15 protein-coding genes are annotated in these 17,079 nt (G+C 58.0%); 13 read left to right on the top strand and 2 right to left on the bottom strand.

Features of this window, described 5'->3' with window-relative positions; genetic code table 11:
• Positions 1–24: 24 nt before the first annotated feature.
• Positions 25–597: a TetR/AcrR family transcriptional regulator gene (locus tag ADN00_RS10685; RefSeq protein WP_075063044.1), complete on the bottom strand. Its 573-nt coding sequence runs from the start codon at positions 595–597 to the stop codon at positions 25–27.
• Between the two features lie 467 nt (positions 598–1,064).
• Between ADN00_RS10685 and ADN00_RS10680 the strand changes: the two genes are divergently transcribed.
• From ADN00_RS10680 to ADN00_RS19525, 11 genes are all read left to right on the top strand, one after another.
• Complete coding sequence (locus tag ADN00_RS10680) at positions 1,065–1,490, top strand: hypothetical protein (RefSeq protein WP_075062965.1); 426 nt, start codon at positions 1,065–1,067, stop codon at positions 1,488–1,490.
• A 159-nt stretch (positions 1,491–1,649) separates the two neighbouring features.
• Positions 1,650–2,102 carry an SRPBCC family protein gene (locus tag ADN00_RS10675; protein ID WP_075062964.1) on the top strand — a complete coding sequence of 151 codons (453 nt, stop codon included), beginning with the start codon at positions 1,650–1,652 and terminating at the stop codon, positions 2,100–2,102.
• A 34-nt stretch (positions 2,103–2,136) separates the two neighbouring features.
• The gene (locus ADN00_RS10670; RefSeq protein ID WP_082390059.1) at positions 2,137–3,156 is read left to right on the top strand and encodes a TolB family protein; all 1,020 of its coding nucleotides are present in this window, start codon (positions 2,137–2,139) and stop codon (positions 3,154–3,156) included.
• Positions 3,157–3,205: 49 nt separating this feature from the next.
• A complete protein-coding gene (locus ADN00_RS10665) occupies positions 3,206–3,775 on the top strand; it encodes an adenylate kinase family protein (protein ID WP_075062962.1) in 570 nt (189 codons plus the stop codon).
• Positions 3,772–4,266, top strand: a complete 495-nt coding sequence (locus tag ADN00_RS10660) for a GNAT family N-acetyltransferase (protein WP_075062961.1) — start codon at positions 3,772–3,774, stop codon at positions 4,264–4,266. The genes ADN00_RS10665 and ADN00_RS10660 overlap by 4 nt, the downstream gene beginning before the upstream one ends.
• A gap of 116 nt (positions 4,267–4,382) precedes the next feature.
• The gene (locus tag ADN00_RS10655) at positions 4,383–4,991 is read left to right on the top strand and encodes an inorganic pyrophosphatase (protein WP_075062960.1); all 609 of its coding nucleotides are present in this window, start codon (positions 4,383–4,385) and stop codon (positions 4,989–4,991) included.
• Between the two features lie 253 nt (positions 4,992–5,244).
• A complete protein-coding gene (locus ADN00_RS10650) occupies positions 5,245–5,991 on the top strand; it encodes a pirin family protein (protein ID WP_075062959.1) in 747 nt (248 codons plus the stop codon).
• A gap of 207 nt (positions 5,992–6,198) precedes the next feature.
• Complete coding sequence (gene glyS, locus ADN00_RS10645; RefSeq protein WP_075062958.1) at positions 6,199–9,189, top strand: glycine--tRNA ligase subunit beta; 2,991 nt, start codon at positions 6,199–6,201, stop codon at positions 9,187–9,189.
• A gap of 6 nt (positions 9,190–9,195) precedes the next feature.
• Positions 9,196–10,098, top strand: coding sequence for a methylenetetrahydrofolate reductase [NAD(P)H] (metF, locus tag ADN00_RS10640; RefSeq protein WP_075062957.1), 903 nt, complete (start codon positions 9,196–9,198; stop codon positions 10,096–10,098).
• 362 nt (positions 10,099–10,460) lie between these two features.
• Positions 10,461–11,168: a DUF3800 domain-containing protein gene (locus ADN00_RS10635; RefSeq protein WP_075062956.1), complete on the top strand. Its 708-nt coding sequence runs from the start codon at positions 10,461–10,463 to the stop codon at positions 11,166–11,168.
• The gene (locus tag ADN00_RS19525) at positions 11,168–11,665 is read left to right on the top strand and encodes a hypothetical protein (protein WP_082390056.1); all 498 of its coding nucleotides are present in this window, start codon (positions 11,168–11,170) and stop codon (positions 11,663–11,665) included. Before ADN00_RS10635 ends, ADN00_RS19525 begins: the two co-directional genes overlap by 1 nt.
• Positions 11,666–11,799: 134 nt before the next feature.
• Here ADN00_RS19525 and ADN00_RS10625 read toward each other — a convergent pair whose 3' ends face one another.
• On the bottom strand, positions 11,800–13,245 hold the full coding sequence (locus tag ADN00_RS10625; RefSeq protein WP_075062955.1) for a hypothetical protein: 1,446 nt from the start codon (positions 13,243–13,245) through the stop codon (positions 11,800–11,802).
• 229 nt (positions 13,246–13,474) lie between these two features.
• Between ADN00_RS10625 and dnaG the strand changes: the two genes are divergently transcribed.
• Together dnaG and ADN00_RS20490 are read left to right on the top strand one after the other, a co-directional pair.
• On the top strand, positions 13,475–15,367 hold the full coding sequence (gene dnaG / locus ADN00_RS10620; protein WP_075062954.1) for a DNA primase: 1,893 nt from the start codon (positions 13,475–13,477) through the stop codon (positions 15,365–15,367).
• Positions 15,368–15,392: 25 nt separating this feature from the next.
• Entirely contained in the window at positions 15,393–17,048 is a 1,656-nt protein-coding gene (locus ADN00_RS20490; RefSeq protein WP_075062953.1) for an RNA polymerase sigma factor RpoD/SigA, read from the top strand.
• Positions 17,049–17,079 lie beyond the last annotated feature (31 nt).

Here is a 17,079-nt window from a genome sequence, read left to right as displayed (position 1 = left end):
ATTTTGTGATAAAAAAACATGCCCTTATGAGAAAATACCGTGCATGAACTGGTGCACCACCTGGTAGGCCAGCGCGTCGTCCAGCTCGCCGTAGTCGTTGAGCGCCAGGCCAATGTAGGTGTGCACAAGGCCCAAAAAGGAAGCGGCGTAGGCCTGCTGTCGCCCGCGCATGTTGCCGTGGTCGTTGGCGGCCTGGGCGAAGAGGGTTTCGAAATCGCTGTGCAGGCGCAGGTGGTAGGGGCTGGCAGTCTGAAAGGCCTCGCTGGCGGGCGGGGCAAACCATAAGGCCAGGTACAGGCGGTAGAAGGTTGGATTGGCGCGCGCGAAGCGGAAGAGCGCCAGGGTGATCTGATTGAGGCTGTGAATCAGATCGCCGCGATAGGCCAGCACCGGGTTAAGCAGGGCGTCGCGTTGGGCCAGGTGGGTTTGCAGCAGGGCTTCCAGCAGGCCGAGCTTGCTGCCAAAGTAGTGGTAGAGGGTCGGTTTGGTGATGGCAGCCTCGTCCACAATTTCCTGCACGCCCACGGCGGCGTAGCCGCGCGCGGCAAAGAGGCGCAGGGCGCAATCGAGAATGCGGTCACGGTTTTCGCTGGACATAGGGATATTGTACCGATCGGTACAATTTTTGTCAAGCATTTTAACCCCATCCCCGCGGCTGGGCCGCGCCGCATTCCAAAACCGGCGGGTTTCGGGCGGGGGAATGATTGGTGGATTACGGAATCGCCGCGCGAAAGCCGACGATTCCTGGAGTAATCGGCAAGGTTTGCGATTCGTAAAACTCCTTCCCGGTCTATGCAGCGCTGCAGGGATGGGTGAAAAGAGTGGAAGTCACCTCCCCTGGCTTGCCGGGGGAGGACGGGTGGGGGTTCCATAACGCGAATGGCCGTTGTTTGCTTTGAAGTGTAAGTCATGCAAGCCCCATCCCCGCGCCGTTGGCGCGACCCTTCCCCGCGCGGCAGGGACGGGTGAAGAAAGAAGAGCCTGGGACTCCGATTCGCGCCGCGGAACCGCTGGGGCTTGCAGTTCGTCTTAAAAGTGTGAATAATGAAAGAGGAGTGCGAATCATGAAACCCAAATGGATGTTGATGATCATCGCGGCCGCGCTGGCGCTGGCAGCCTGCGCTCCGCTGGCGGGTTCAAAATCCGAGCAGACGGAAATGGAATACGGCGAGGGCGCCACCGTGGAGAAGATCGATCTGCTGGCGCTCGAATCCTTTCCGGTGCAGATCAATGCCGCGTTGAGCGGTTATCTGTCAGACGGCTGCACCGAGATCGAGCGCGTGGAGCAGGAACGCCGCGAAAACGTCTTTGAGTTGAAGGTGATCACCCGCCGCCCCAAAGACGCGATCTGCACCATGCAGCTGGCGCCGTTTGAAGAGAGCGTTGCGCTGGAGGTCAACGGCCTGCCGGCCGGAGAGTACGTTGTGCGGGTTGGCGATGTAGAAACCGCCTTCACGTTGAACGCGGATAATATTTTGAAGAGCGAATGATGCTCTTAACCCCGCCGCCCTTTGGGGCGCGGATTGGCCAGGGCAGGTGAGAAGCGCATTGCCTGGCAAAACCCTTCATTGCAGTCTTTTCATTTTTGTTCCCCGTTTTCACCTGCTGCTGTGGGCTGTTTGGGCCGGGATTAGGCCAGGGGAAGCCTGATGCACTTTAATCTCACCATACCCATCCGGCGCACGCCGGAAGAAGTTTTTGCTTTTCTGCGGGATAAACACGCTTTCCCGCGGCAGCGCGGATCGCCGGTGTTGGAGTTGGAAAAGATCACGCCCGGAGCGGTGGGCATTGGCACGCGCTTTCGTGAGGTGGTGCGCATGCTTCCGCTGGTGCGCGGCGAGATCTTCTCGCGGGTAACGCGCTTTGAGCCGTACCGCTGCCTGCAGGAGGAGTTCTGGGGGGCGGGGATGAGCGGCTGGCTGACCTACACGTTCAACCCGCACGAGGGTGGCACCCTGTTGGTGCAAGACCAGATCATTGAGGTGGATGGCCTGCTGAAGCTGCTTATGCCGCTGATGCGTGCCGTGCTCGTCCGGCGCTTGCGCGGGCGGCTGATTGAAATTCACAATCTGCTGGAAGACGGCTGGCCGGTGACGGTGTAAAACGACGCGCGTTCCAATTTATCAGGAGGACAGCATGAATCGAGATCGCTATCTTCGATGCTGGATGGTTTTGATGGGGCTGCTTTCTGCCTGCCAGCCGGCGGCGACGGCCGCCCCGCCCGCCACCCCTGAGGCGTTGCCCACCGCGCTGCCCGCGCCCAGCGCCACGCCCCTGGCGGTAACAGTGGAAGCCATGCCCACCACGCCGCCCTGCAAGCGCATTGCCTTTGCCCTGGCCGATTTCAACAGCGACAGCCCGCAGTCGGAGATTTACACCGCCTGCCCGGACGGAACCGGCCTCACCCGCCTGACGGATGACTCCGCCGCCGACCTGGCCCCGGCCTGGTCGCCGGATGGAACGCGCATCGCTTTCGCTTCCGCGCGGGCGGGGGGCAGCCGCATCTTTGTGATGGGCGCGGCGGGCGGCGAGGCCGAGGTGCTGAGCGCAGAGGGCCAGCACGATATGCCGCTGTGGATTCCCGGCGGTGAAGAGCGGGTGGCCTACCGCTGCACCGACGGGCAGGGCCGCTGGTGGTGGGAGGCGCTGACCCTTTCCAGCGGCGCGGTGGAAAGGCTGAGCGAGCCTTCCTTCGACTTTTTCTTCCAGACCCCGGCCTGGTCGCCGGATGGAGCGTGGCTGGCGGTTATGTCGCTGGCCGAGCAGGCGGCGCGCAACGACGGCGCCAGCCAGATTCACATTCAGCGCGCGGATGGTTCGCAAGAGCGCGTGCTGACCAGCGATGCCTGGGCCAACATCTCGCCGCAGTGGTCGCCCGACGGCCAGCGGATCGCCTTTTTATCGGAGCGCGACGGGGTGTATAACCGCTACGGCCTGTATGTGATGGATGCTGACGGCAGCCATCCCGAGCGGATTGGCGCAGGATTCTATTCAGAGGGGGCCGAGTTTGCCTGGTCGCCGGATGGGATGGAAATAGCTATCAGCGAGCCGGGCAGCGGGGGAATTGTGATTTTAGACCTGACCAGTGGGGCGGGCCGCCCGCTGCTGGCGCTGGAGCCCGGCCAAAGTGCCTTTTCACCGGCCTGGCAGCCTTAAACGCGGCGCGGCGTGATAGAATCAATGCAGTTGACCCAAAGGAGACGCTATGAAGAACATCATCCTGGGCGGGGTGCCGCGCTCGGGCAAGTCGCTGCTGGCGCAGCGTTTGTGCCGCGACCTGGGGCTTTCCCATCTCAGTCTCGACAGCCTGGTATCGGCTTTCAGCCGCGTATTTCCGGGACTGGGAATCACCCATGCCGCCACCAGTCCGATTGAGACGGCGCGCCGCCTGAGCCCGTTTGTGCTGGAATGGCTGCGCCATCTGGAATTTGAGGGCGTGCCTTTTTTGCTGGAGGGGTATCACTTGCTGCCTGAAGACCTGCGCAGCCTGGATGCGCGCCGCTATGTGGTGGCGTTTATTGGCTACCCATCCCTTAAAGCGCCTGAGATTAAGCTGCGCCAGGTGCGCGCTTTTGCCCGAGCCAACGACTGGACGCGCGATTTGAGCAACGAAGAGCTGCTGCCGATTATCCGCCGTTATATCAGCGAGAGCCACATGCTGGCCGACACCTGCTCCGCGGAACGCATGCTCTTTGTGGACACGGGCGAGTTCTTTGACGACGCCCTGGAAGAGGCGTTTGAGGTGCTCAGCCTGCGCGCCGAGGACACGCGATGAGAGTGATCTACCGCCTGGCAGCACCAGGCGACCAGGATTTTCTGTGGGAGATGCTCTATCAGGCTGTTTATGTGCCGCCCGGCGAGCCGGCCCCCGGGCGCGATATTCTGCGCCTGCCAGAAATTGCCCGCTACGCGGAAAACTGGGGGCAGCCCGGCGATTTGGGTCTGGTGGCGGCAGCGGAAGACGGCCAACCGCTGGGCGCGGCCTGGCTGCGCCCGCTGACCGGTGCGAATCGCGGTTACGGTTATGTGGCGGATGTTTACCCGGAACTGTGCATGGCCTTGCTGCCAGACTTCCGCGGGCAGGGAATTGGTGAGCCGCTGCTCAAGCATCTGTTAGACCTGGCCAAAACGCGCTGGCGCGGCGTTTCGCTGAGTGTGCAGCGCCCCAACCCGGCCGAAAAGCTCTACCGCCGCCTGGGGTTTGTAGCGCTGGAACAGCATGGCGATTCCATCACCATGCTGCTGCGCTTTTCCCCGTCAGGTTAACACGTTGTAAAATAACTGGATTTTTTTCGAAATCTGGTATACTGAAAAAGCTGATGTTCATAGAGGTTCAGCGACCCCCTTTTGAATCCCCACAAAACTGATCAGGAGAAGATGGCATGTTCCCTAAACCGTTTTTCCGCTGGCGCCCGCACCCCTGGCACGGCCTGGACGTTGGACCCAAACCGCCGAAACTGGTCAACGCCTATATTGAAATTACTCCCTATGACCTGGTGAAGTACGAAATTGACAAAACCACCGGCTACGTGCGCATCGACCGGCCGCAGCGCACCTCCTCTCAACCACCCACACTGTACGGCTTTATTCCGCGCACGTACTGCGGCGAGCGCCTGCATGCCCTGTCTCCCGTCTCGACCAAAGGTGACGGCGATCCGCTGGATATTTGCGTGATCAGCGAGCGGCCGATTGCGCGGGCCGAGATTCTGTTGACAGCGCGGGTGGTGGGCGGCATTCAGATGGTAGACCGTGGCGAGGCTGACGACAAGATTGTGGCGGTGATGGACAACGACACCTTCTGGTCGGGCGTAACTGATATTTCGCAGATCCCGCACGTGCTCATCGACCGCCTGGTGCATTACTTCAGCACCTACAAATTGGTCAAAGGGGAAGATATTAAAGTCTCCATTGAGCAGGTCTATGGCGCGGAACACGCTCTCAAAGCGGTCAGCGCCTGCATGCAAGATTACGAAGACATGTTTGGTGGGTAGTTAAAGCGCCGCTTTTGCAATCTCCCCTCATTTCACCGCGAAATGAGGGGAGATTTTTTAACATAAGCGTCATTGAATCAGGATTTTATTTATCCTATAATACAAAAGGCGGATCAGGTGGTCTCTTCACAAATGTCTGGCAAGAGCGCCTGTAATTTCTGGAAGAAATAATTCCGCGTCCTATCCCCCCATGGCCGCGCCCGCGGAAACTATAAATAACTATACAAGACTGCCTGTTCAAGGAGGATCTCTTATGATTCAACGGATTCCTGCCGAAAAACGGCATTTCTCAGATTTTGGCTGGTTAAAAACCTACTGGTTGTTCTCTTTCTCCAATTACTACGATCCCAACAACATTCAATTTGGGCCGCTGCGCGTCTTCAACGATGATGTGGTGTTGCCCGGCTACGGCTTTCCCACCCACCCGCACCGCGAAATGGAGATCATCACCCTGGTATTGAGCGGCGAAATCACCCACGAAGACAGCATGGGCAACCGCAACGTGATCTGCGCCGGGGATGTGCAGCGCATGAGCGCCGGGGTGGGCGTGACCCATTCGGAGTTTAACCTCAGCGAGCACTCGACGCGCTTCTATCAGGTGTGGATTTACCCGGACGTGCCCGCGCTCACTCCTTCGTATGACCAGCGTACCTTCCAGCCCGCGCAGTGGAAAAACTGCCTGCTGCCGGTGGCTTCGGGGGTGGGGATGGAGAATGTGGTTACCTTTAATGCCAACGCGACCATTTACCGCGCCGAACTGGACGGTCACCACGCGATTGAGCTGGCCAGCAACGACCACCGCCGGACGTTTTTGTACCTGACTGCCGGCCGCCTGTGTGTGAATGGGGTAACGCTGCACAGTAATGACCAGGCGCGCATCGACCTGGAAAGCGAGATCAAGATCGCCGCCGAAGAAGATTCCAGCTTCGTGCTGCTTGACCTTCCCAGTTGCAAGGGCTGGGGCTACGACGAAAAAACATTGAAAGGCACACCCGTTTAAGGGGTTTTTGGAAGAATAAATTAAACCTACACGAATGAATTTCTCCACCAACCGGCTGCTTTGAGAAAAGCGGCCGGTTGGAGTTGAATCAGACAGTCCCCCATTTTGCCCCATCCGTTTTTTGCGCGGGTGTGTGAATCTTAAAAGATTGGTATAATTTGGCATCACGCACTCGTTAGATTTCTTCATCTTATGGACGGAGCGGTTATGAATACACCCCTAGATTTCCAAAGCATTATTATGAGCCTGCAGAACTACTGGGCGCAGCAGGGCTGCATGATCTGGCAGCCGTACTACACCCAGGTAGGCGCTGGCACGATGAACCCGGCTACCTTTTTGCGCGTGCTGGGACCCGAGCCGTGGAATGTGGCCTACGTGGAGCCTTCCATTCGCCCCGACGACGGGCGCTACGGCGAAAACCCCAACCGCATGCAGCAGCATTACCAGTTCCAGGTCATCCTCAAGCCCGATCCGGGCAACCCCCAGGAGCTGTACCTCAAATCACTGGAAGCCATCGGCATCGATCCGCTGCAGCACGATATCCGCTTCGTGGAAGATAACTGGACCTCTCCGGCGCTGGGCGCGTGGGGCCTGGGCTGGGAAGTGTGGCTGGATGGGCAGGAAATTACCCAGTTCACCTACTTCCAGCAGGCGGGCGGCATGGTGCTGGAGCCGAACGCGGTGGAGATCACCTACGGGCTGGAACGCATTTGCATGGCGCTGCAGCGCGTGCGCAGCTTCCGCGACATCCGCTGGAACGAACAGCGCACCTACGGCGACGTGAACCTGCAGGGCGAGCAGGAGCATTCGACCTATTACTTTGAAATCGCCGACGTGGACAATATGCGCAAGCAGTACGATCTGTTTGAGGCCGAGGCCGAAACGGCGTTGAAGAACGGCCTGGTGCTGCCCGCGCACGATTATGTGCTCAAGTGCTCGCATACTTTTAACATTCTGGATACGCGCGGCGCGGTGGGCGTGACTGAACGCCAGGCGCTCTTCTCGCGCATGCGCGATCTGGCGCGGCGCGTGGCCGAGGCGTATGTGGAAAAACGCCGCGAGCAGGGCTTCCCCTGGCTGAGCGGCGGACAGGCGCAGGTTGTGGAAACCGCCGCGGAAGAAGCCGCGCCCCAGAGCGGCCCGCAGACCTTCCTGCTGGAGATCGGCACCGAAGAGATTCCCGCGGCGGATTTGATCAGCGCGCAGCAGCAGCTCGAAGAGCTGGCCCCCAAACTGCTGGCCGACCTGCGACTTAGTTATGACAGCCTGAAAGTGCTCACTACCCCGCGCCGCCTGGCCGTGGTGGTGGAAGGCCTGGCCGAGCGCCAGCCCGACCAGACCGTGGTGGTGAAAGGCCCGCCCGAAGCGCGCGCTTTTGACGCGCAGGGCAACCCCACCCCGGCGGCGGCCGGCTTCGCGCGCGGCAAGGGATTGGACGTGAAAGACCTGGAAGTGCGCGAGATCGACGGCGGCCGCTATGTGGCCGCGGTGGTGCACCAGGCCGGGCGCGCGGCGGTGGACGTGCTGAGCGAAACCCTGCCGGGCATGATCGCCGCCCTGAAATTTGAAAAGACCATGCGCTGGAACAGCAGCGGGGTGAGCTTCTCACGCCCCATTCGCTGGCTGCTGGCGCTGTTTGGCGCCAATGTGGTGCCGTTTGAATACGCCGGGCTGCGTTCTGGGCGGGTAACGCGCGGGCTGCGCTTCATTTCCCCGGCCGAGTTCAGCGTGCAAAATGCCGCCGATTACTTCGCGCGCATGCAGGCGCAGGGCATCATCCTCGACGCGCAGGAACGCCGCGCAACGATCTTCGAGCAGGTGCGCAAGCTGATGCTGCAGGCCGGCGGCGATGGTGAGATTGAAGAAGCCCTGCTGGATGAGGTCAACCAACTGGTGGAAGCCCCCACCGCGCTGCTGGGCGAGTTCGAGCCTGAACACCTTAAGCTGCCGCCTGAGGTGCTGATCTCGGTGATGAAGAAACACCAGCGTTACTTCCCGGTGAAAGACCAGGCCGGCAAGCTGTTGCCGCACTTCATTGTGGTGCGAAACGGCGGCGACCAGCACCTGGATGTGGTGGCCGATGGCAACGCCCAGGTGATCCGCGCGCGCTTTGCCGACGCGGCTTTCTTCATCCGCGAAGACCAGAGCACTACGCTGGAACAGCTTGTGCCGCGCCTTTCGACCCTCACCTTCCAGTTCAAACTGGGCTCGATGCTGGATAAAACCCAGCGCATTGAAAAGCTGACCGGTGATCTGCTGCGCTTGATGAAGATCGACGGCGAGGCGGCGCCCGTCGCGGCGCGCGCCGCGCGCCTGTGCAAAGCCGACCTGATGTCGCACATGGTGGTGGAAATGACCAGCCTGCAGGGCACCATTGGCCGCCATTACGCGCTGCGCGACGGCGAAAGCCAGGCGGTAGCCGATGCCATTCTGGAACATTATCTGCCGCGTTTCGCCGGAGACCGCACCCCCGCCAGCAAGGCGGGCCTGGTGGTGGGCCTGGCCGACCGGCTGGATTCGTTGAGCGGCCTGTTCGCGGCCGGGCTGGCGCCTTCGGGCACCAAAGACCCGTTTGCCCAGCGCCGCGCCGCCCTGGGACTGGTGCAGAACCTGATCGCCTGGGACATGGACTTTGATCTGCGCGAGGGCCTGGCACTGGCCGCGCAGAACCTGCCGCTGGAGGTCAAAGAATCCAGCCAGAAGGAGTGCCTGGAATTCATTGTCGGGCGCTTGCGCAGCTTCCTGATCGAGTCCGATTACCGCTACGACGTGGTCGACGCGGTGCTGGCGGCCCAGCAGCACAACCCGGCGGGCGTGATGCGCGCCGTGAAGGCGCTCAGCGCACAGGTGGCGCGCGCCGATTGGAACGAAGTGCTGCCGGCCTACGCGCGCTGCGTGCGCATCACTCGCGACAAGACCGAGAAGTTCGCCATCGACGCGGCCGCCTTCAGCATGGACGAAGAGAAGCAGCTCTACGCCGCCCTGCTGGCCGCGGAAGAAAAACCGCGCCGCGCCGGGTCGGTGGAAGACTTCTTCACCGCCTTCCTGCCCATGATCCCGGCGATTAACACCTTCTTTGACAAGGTGCTAGTCATGTCTGAGAAGGAAAGCGAGCGCGCCAACCGCCTGGGCCTGCTGCAGCGCATCGCCGCGCTGGCCGCGGGTGTGGCCGATTTCTCTCTACTGGAAGGTTTCTAACATCTGATGAAGATTGCCGACCTGCTGAAAACCTATAAAACTATTTTCAGCTTCGAGTTTTTCCCGGCGCGCACGCCCGAAGCCTCGGAAGAGCTGTATCAGACCATGACCGAGCTGATTCCGCTGCAGCCCTCGCACGTCAGCGTTACCTACGGGGCGGGCGGGTCCACGCGCGAGCTGACCCACAACCTGGTGCTGCGCCTGCACAACTCGGCGCAGCTCACGGTGATGCCGCACCTCACCTGTGTGGGTACCACCCGGGATGAAGTTTTTGAGATTCTGACCCGCTACAACGACGCCGGAATTGAAAACATTATGGCCCTGCGCGGCGACCCGCCCAAGGGCGCGGAAGAGCGCGCCATCCCCGCCGGAGAGGGTTTCCCTTACGCCGCAGACCTGGTGGCGTTCATCAAGCAGCATTTTCCGCAGCTGAGCGTGGGGGTAGCTGGTTTTACTGAAGGCCACCCCGCCACCCCCAACCGCCTCAAGGAGATTGAATATCTCAAGGCCAAGGTGGATGCCGGCGCGGATTTCATCGTGACGCAGTTGTTCTTTGATAACCGTGATTTCTACGATTACTGCGAACGCTGCCAGCTGGCCGGGATTCAGGTGCCGGTGATCGCCGGGATTATGCCGATCATCTCGAAGCGCAATATGCTGCGCATGGCCGAGCTGGCGGCTGGGGTGCGCTACCCGGCGCGGCTGCTGCGCGCGCTCGCCCGCGCCGAAGATGATGAAGATTTCGCCAAAATTGGCAGGCATTGGGCCACCGAGCAGGTGCTGGATTTGCTGGACCACGATGTGCGCGGGGTGCATTTTTACACCCTCAACAAATCGCGCAGCACCATGCAGATCTACGACGCGCTGAATTTACGCAAGGTGATGCACTCGCCGGAAAACCGTTTTTAGGAAGAAGTGACCGCCTCCCCCGCCTATTTACAGACCTTTTATTATTTGACTTACCACCATAAGTAAATTAGGTCTTTAGCTCGATGCATTGAAATCGATACTGTACACACTGCAATTGAGCCTGTCTCTAGACATGGATTATCAGTTATATTACCTGGGTTGATTTGTTTTGTCTGCTAGTATATAAGAGACAATAAATCAAGCGGCAGGTTTAGATTTAAAATACAGCTTTTTTTATTGAAGAGGTATTTATTTGTGTTCACTATATTTTGGGGGATAGCAATATTATTAATTGATAGACAAAAAATTTGAAAAAATTAGTATTATTCAGTCCATGAAGAAAATTTCTTCAGGAGAAAAGAATGAGCAAAATCTACAATATATATTGTGATGAAAGTTGTTATCTTCAAAATGATATTTCGAGAGTTATGGTAATAGGGGCTATTTGGTGTCCAAAGAGTCAAGTAAAAGAAATTAACAATGATTTACGGTTAATAAAAACCGAGCATGGTTTTCCTGTAACTTTCGAGACTAAATGGATAAAAGTCTCTCCAGCTCAGTTAGTTTTTTACCAAGAATTGGTGAACTACTTCTTCTCAAATAACCACTTACACTTTCGCGCGTTAATAGTACCGGATAAATCGAAACTTCGCCATGAAGATTATAACCAAACACATGATGATTGGTATTATAAGATGTATTTTGATATGTTAAAGATAATATTTGACCCGGAAAACCAATATCAAATTTATGTTGATATAAAGGACACTCGAAGCGCAATAAAGGTCGCGAAATTACATGATGTTTTGTGTAATAATCTTTTCGATTTTTCAAGGGATATTATTGAGAAAGTCCAAATTGTTCGATCCAACGAAATTGAGATTATGCAATTGACAGATTTATTCATAGGGGCTATTTGTTACGCGAATCGGGGTCTGACCACAAGCCAAGCAAAATTATCATTAATTGAATTAATACGCAGAAAATCAGGTTATAAGCTAACAGAAAAAACGCTATTTAGAGCGGATAAAATCAATCTCTTTAAATGGAATGCGCAGGAGAATGGATAATGTGTAATAGACCATTTTGGCTTCCAGAAATCATAAATATGGATGGTAATTGGGAAAAGAAAATAATTGAATTATTTGAAATCTTTTGCCGAGACTTTGAAATTGGTAAACCATATTATGAGGGACTTGAAGTTTGGTGGGACAAGAGAAAAATTGATGGCAATTATCCAGAGGGTTTTTGGCATATAACCACCAAGGGAAAACCGTTTAATAGAATACCCGATTTTCGAAGATCAGAGAGATTACCTTGGTGTGGACCTAGTATCAACAATTCTGGTGATCCGATCATTTTAAAATGGGATTACCAAGAAAATAAAAAAATACGAACCTATGTTTGGCTAGAGAATTTTGATTATGTGATTATTCTAGAAAAAAAGCACATTGGAAATAGAGTTATTGCGTTTCTGGTAACTGCTTTTCATGTCGATGGGAGTAGAACAAAGTCTCAATTGAAAGATAAATACAGAAATCGGATTTTAATGCATTCATCGCCATAAATGATGGCGATGAAAGATCTCTTTCTACACATGGTAGATGAGGCTATTTATATTATAGTATATTGTAATTCAATGTCAAATTAGAAAAGTTGTCTTTTTAAGTAAAATCAGAGAGGCTTTGATAATTTGTCATCTTACGGGATCACTTCGAGCCAATAGCCTTTTTCGTCGCCTTCGGCGGTCCAGCCCACCAGGCCGGTGTCGGCTTCCACTTTCCACCAGACCCAGTTGTTGGAGCATTGCGGCCCTTCCAGAATGGTCATGCCAACGCCGGGTTGAATGTAGCCCAGCGTTTCAGCCTCAATGTTCGGCTCAGAGCGCACGCGGTTGGCCTGGGGTGGAATCTCTTTGACTCTGGCTTTGTCGCCAACGTGCAGGCGCGAGAGGTAGGCCGCGTCGCAAGCGCCGTAAGCCGGTTTGGTGGGCGCGGCGGTGGGGGTAGGGGTGGGCATCGCCTGGCCGGTTACAAAATTGGCGCTGACGCGGTTTTGGGCCACATCCACGCGGAAGATTTTGCCCTCAAACTGGCTGGAGACGTAGATCGCGCCGCTTTGGGCGAAAATTTCATCCACAAAGCTGGCCACCGGAATGATGGAATAGACTTCCAGGCGCTGCGGGTCAAAGCGCGCCACGGTGCCGTTATCCATCAGCACCCACACTGCGTCTTGCGAGGCCACAATGTCGCGCGCCGTGCCGGGCACGCGGTCGAGCTTGGTGGCCGAAAGCAGGTTGCCGCTGGTCAGGTCGATCTGCTGGACGGTGTTGGGGGCGGTGGTGTTGATCAGCCACAGGCCGTAGGCGTTGGCAGAGATGTGGCTGGTTTCGTACCAGATGGACGAGTCGCCGCGCGTGGATACGGTGTTGGTGGCCGGGTCGATCTGGCTGAGGGTGTTAAAGCCCTGACTGGTGGAGATGATCCACACCTCGCCGGGGCGGAAGGCGAAATCGGTTACCGGGGCAGAGGTTTCGATGTACTGCGAAATCTCGTCGCTGCCGGGGTTAAGGCGCAGCACACCGCCCAGCGGGGTGGCGCTGGCCGCGCCTTCCAGGGGCACTTCTTCCACGCCCACCCACACCGAGCCTTCACCGGCGGCGATGGCGCGCAGCTTAAAGCCGGGCGCCAGCAAGGTGGCGGCCACGCTGTTGGTGGCGGGGTCAATGCGCAGAATGCGGTTACCGCTCACGTCCAGCACCCAGGCGCCCTGTTCGGTGACGGCCACGCCGCCCGGCTCGCCGTCCATAATCAATTCGTTTTTCAGCTCAAAGGTGCGCGCGTCCAGGCCGATCAGCTTCTGGTCGAGGCGGTTGTAAGCCCACACGTCCAGGGCGGCCGGTTCGGGTTGGCCGGGCGCGGGCGGGGTGGGCGACTGCAGCACCAGTGGTTTGGGGGTGCTGGTGGCCAGCGTGAGGCCGCCTTCGGCGTTGGTCGAGACGGGTTGAATCTCGCCGGCTGGCTCGCCAGAGGCGGGCTGGTTGGGGGCAGAGGGCGACAGGCCGGGGATGGGCAAGCTGGCGCAGGAAACGCTGATCAGCAGCAGCGCGCAGCAGACCAGCAGGAGGATGGGAGTTTTCTTCTTCATACGCTTCACCGTTTGAATGTTAATGGCGTTTCAGGCTGCCGCCCGCGCGGCAGACCTCATGTTTTAGTATAGCGATTAATACCGCCAGGCACAAATTGTCTTTGCAACGGCGTGATGGAAGGGGCGCAAGGTAAGTATTTTCTAATATTCGCTCACTTGCGGGCGCGGCGCAGCGAATCTATAATACCTCTTACCCCGCAGTGCAGATATGGCGCGGGGAAGGGTGAGCATGTCTGTCATAGATGAGATCAAGGCTCGAATCGATATCGTTGATCTGGTTTCGGAGTCGGTAAAATTGCGGCGGGCAGGCCGTAACTATACAGGTTTCTGCCCTTTTCACACCAACACCCGCACCCCCGCGTTCGTGGTCTTTCCCGATTCAGGCACCTGGCGCTGCTTCGGCGAGTGCAATGAAGGCGGCGATATCTTCAAGTTTGTAATGAAGAAAGAGGGCTGGGATTTTCGCGAGGCGCTGCAGAACCTGGCTTTGCGCGCCGGTGTGGAGTTGGAGCCGCAAACCCCCGAAAGACAGGAACACGATGACCATCTCGACCGGCTGCGCAATCTGCTGGAAGAGGCGGTGATTTTCTATCGCCACCAGCTGCTGCAAAGCGAGGCCGGCGCGCCGGCGCGCGCCTACCTGCAAAAGCGCGGCCTGCAGGCCGAAACGATAGAGGTGTTTGGCCTGGGCTATGCCCCCGAAAGCTGGGATGCCGCCCTCAACCATTTCAAAAACAAGGGCTACAGTGTGGAAGAGATGATGCAGGCCGGCCTGCTCAGCGAAGGGCGCGGCGAAAGCGTCTACGACCGCTTTCGCAACCGCATTCTCTTTGCCATCCGCGACGCGCGCGGCGGCATGGCCGGTTTTGGCGCGCGCGCCCTCAACCCCGATGACATGCCCAAATACCTCAACTCGCCCCAATCTGACCTGTTCGACAAAGGCCGCCTGCTTTACGGGCTGGACCGCGCGCGCAAGTCGATCCGCGCTCTGGACCAGGTGGTGATTGTGGAAGGCTACATGGACGTGATTGTGCCGCACCAGGCCGGGTTTACCAATCTGGTGTCGCCAATGGGCACCGCCCTCACTGAAGACCAGCTGCGCCAGTTGAAACGCTACACGCGGCGGATTGTGCTGGCCCTCGACCCTGACGCCGCCGGAGAAAAAGCTACTCTGCGCGGCCTGGAAATTGCCCGCCAGACGCTTGACCGCAGCGATGAACTTTCCTTTGACGCGCGCGGTTTGCTGCGTCACGAGGCGCGACTGCAGGCCGATCTGCGCGTGACCACCCTGCCCGAAGGTCTGGACCCGGATGAGGTGGTGCTGCGCGATCCGCAGGAATGGCAGCGGATTGTGGAGGCGGCCAAACCGATTCTGATTCATGTGATGGAAACCCTGGCCGCCCAGCGCGACGTGGACGACCCGAAAACTAAAGCGGAAATTGCCTCTCAGATCCAGCCGTTGATTGAGGATGTGCCCAACCCGGTGGAGCGCGAGGCTTACCGCCAGCGCCTGGCGCGCCTGCTGAAGATTGATGAACGCGCCCTGGTTGGCGCGCGCGTCGCCGCTGCTTCTGGAGCGGTGCGCCGGCGCGCCTCGCGCCCGGCTGCCTCGCCGCCCGACGCCGCCCCGGCCCTGGAAGGCAGCGCGCTGCGCGCTCACCGCCTGGAGCGCCACATTGTCAGCCTGCTGCTGCGCATGCCGGAGATGCTCTTTAAGCTCGATCTGAACCTGCAAGACAGCGGCCTGGCGCGCCTGAGCAGCCAGGATTTTGACGACACCGAACTGCAAGGGCTGGTGGAGCTGGTTCAGCAGTCGGTGGTGCAGGCCGAACATGACCCGCAGCCCTACATTGAGCGGCGCCTGCCGGATGAGCTGCAGGAGCGTTATGAAGCGCTGCGCGCGCCCCTGGAGAAAGGCGAACCGCAGCCCGACAAGCTTTTGGAAGATTTGTTTCACAGTATTTTGGATTTGCGGAAAATTCGCATCAGCGATCAGATCAACCAGCTGCAGTTTTTGGAGCCGGAATTTCGCGGAGAGACGTTTCAACAGCAAGTGGGGCAGATTGCCCTCACCAAAGCGCGCCTCGATGCGGCATTTGCCCGTCCCTTGCAGGTGGACTAAATCCAAATCATGGTATAGTTAAAACATGCCCAGAAAGAAACCGCCCTCAAATCTTACCGATCCGTCTGAAAATCCGCAGGACCTGCTCAACCAGGAGAACACCCCTGTAGAGAATGGCTCCACGCGGGGCCGTAAGCCTACCAAGAAAGTCGCCCGTCCGGCCAAAGGCAAGGCGGGGGCGGCGCGCGCCGTGGTTCCATCCGAAGACGCCGCTTCGGATGACGATTGGCCAGCCGCCATCGAGGCTGAAAGCGAAGAGCTTACCATTGAAGACCCCATCGAAATCCTCGAAGACCCTTCGCTGGCGATGGAGCTTTCCGAAGACCCGGTGCGCCTGTACCTGAAGGAGATTGGGCAGATCAACCTGCTGGATGCGGAATCGGAGTTTCGCCTGGCCACGCGCATTGAAGCGGAGCGCCTGATCGAAAGCCTCGATAAGCAGTCCAAGCCGAAAACCCGCCAGCCCGACCATTTCCACCAGATTTACCTGGAGGTGCTGCAAAAAATGCACACCGCCTGGCAAAATGTGGAGAAGGAAGTAACTGATATCGACATGGGCGCTGTGCCAGACCTGGCGCTTACGCTTTCAGAGGCGCAGCTCTTGCAGCGCAGCTGGCAGTCAGACGCGCCCTCGTACCTGCGCGCCTACCTCGATAATGGTATGTGGGGCCGCGACGCGGTGTGGGACAGCATGGTTGGCCAGATGTTTGTCGTCTTTCTGGGGTTGTATATGCTGCCGCCCAAAACCGCCGCGCGCCTGATGGACGCGCTGCAAGAATCAGGTGAGCTGCCCGGAATGGATTTCCTTGAAGCCAGCCTGCCCTCAGAAGATGAATTGGAAATCGAAGTGGAGCGCATTCACTGGCGCGCCGAAGAGGCCAACCAGGCCCTCATCCGCGCCAACCTGCGCCTGGTGGTAAGCATTGCCAAGCGCTATTTGGGACGCGGCATTTCCTTTTTGGATCTGATCCAAGAAGGCAACCTTGGCCTGCTGCGCGCGGTGACCAAGTTTGACCCCACCCGCGGCTTCAAGTTTTCTACATATGCCACCTGGTGGATTCGCCAATCCATCAGCCGCTACATCGCCGAGCAGGCGCGCACCATTCGCATTCCGGTGCACCTGTTCGAGGCCATCACCCGCCTGCTGCGCATGCAACGCCAGATGGTGCAAAAACTGGGCCGCGAACCAACCAACGAAGAACTGGCGCTCGAAGCGGGCTTCCTCTCGGAAGAGGATACCATCCGCATCAAGCGCGCCATCAAAGACGACTTGACCCTTGACCTGGAAACCCAGCGGCGCTGGATGTGGGCGACTGCCAAAGTGCAGCGGGTTTTACAGTCTGCCGAAGAACCCATTTCGCTTGAGCGCCCGGTGGGCGATGAGGACAGCTCCTCGCTGGGCGATTTCATTGAAGACGACGACGCTCTTGAGCCAATGGATGCTGCCGCTCGCGAAATGCTGCGCGAGCAGGTGCAAAACGCTCTGGCCGCCCTTTCAGAGCGCGAGCGCCAGGTATTGGAATTGCGATTTGGATTGATTGATGGCAAGGATCACACCCTGGAAGAAGTCAGTCGGTACTTCAATGTAACCCGCGAGCGGATTCGCCAGATCGAAGCCAAAGCGCTGCGCAAGCTGCGCCACCCCACCCGCAGCCGCAATTTACGCGAATACCTTATGTGATCGCGCCTTCCTCAATCCCCTTGTACCCACC

Origin of the sequence: Ornatilinea apprima (assembly GCF_001306115.1) — a bacterium.
Classification (GTDB): domain Bacteria; phylum Chloroflexota; class Anaerolineae; order Anaerolineales; family Anaerolineaceae; genus Ornatilinea; species Ornatilinea apprima.
The sequence above is the reverse complement of the archived record's forward strand: the minus strand, read 5'-3'. Positions and strand labels throughout refer to the sequence as shown.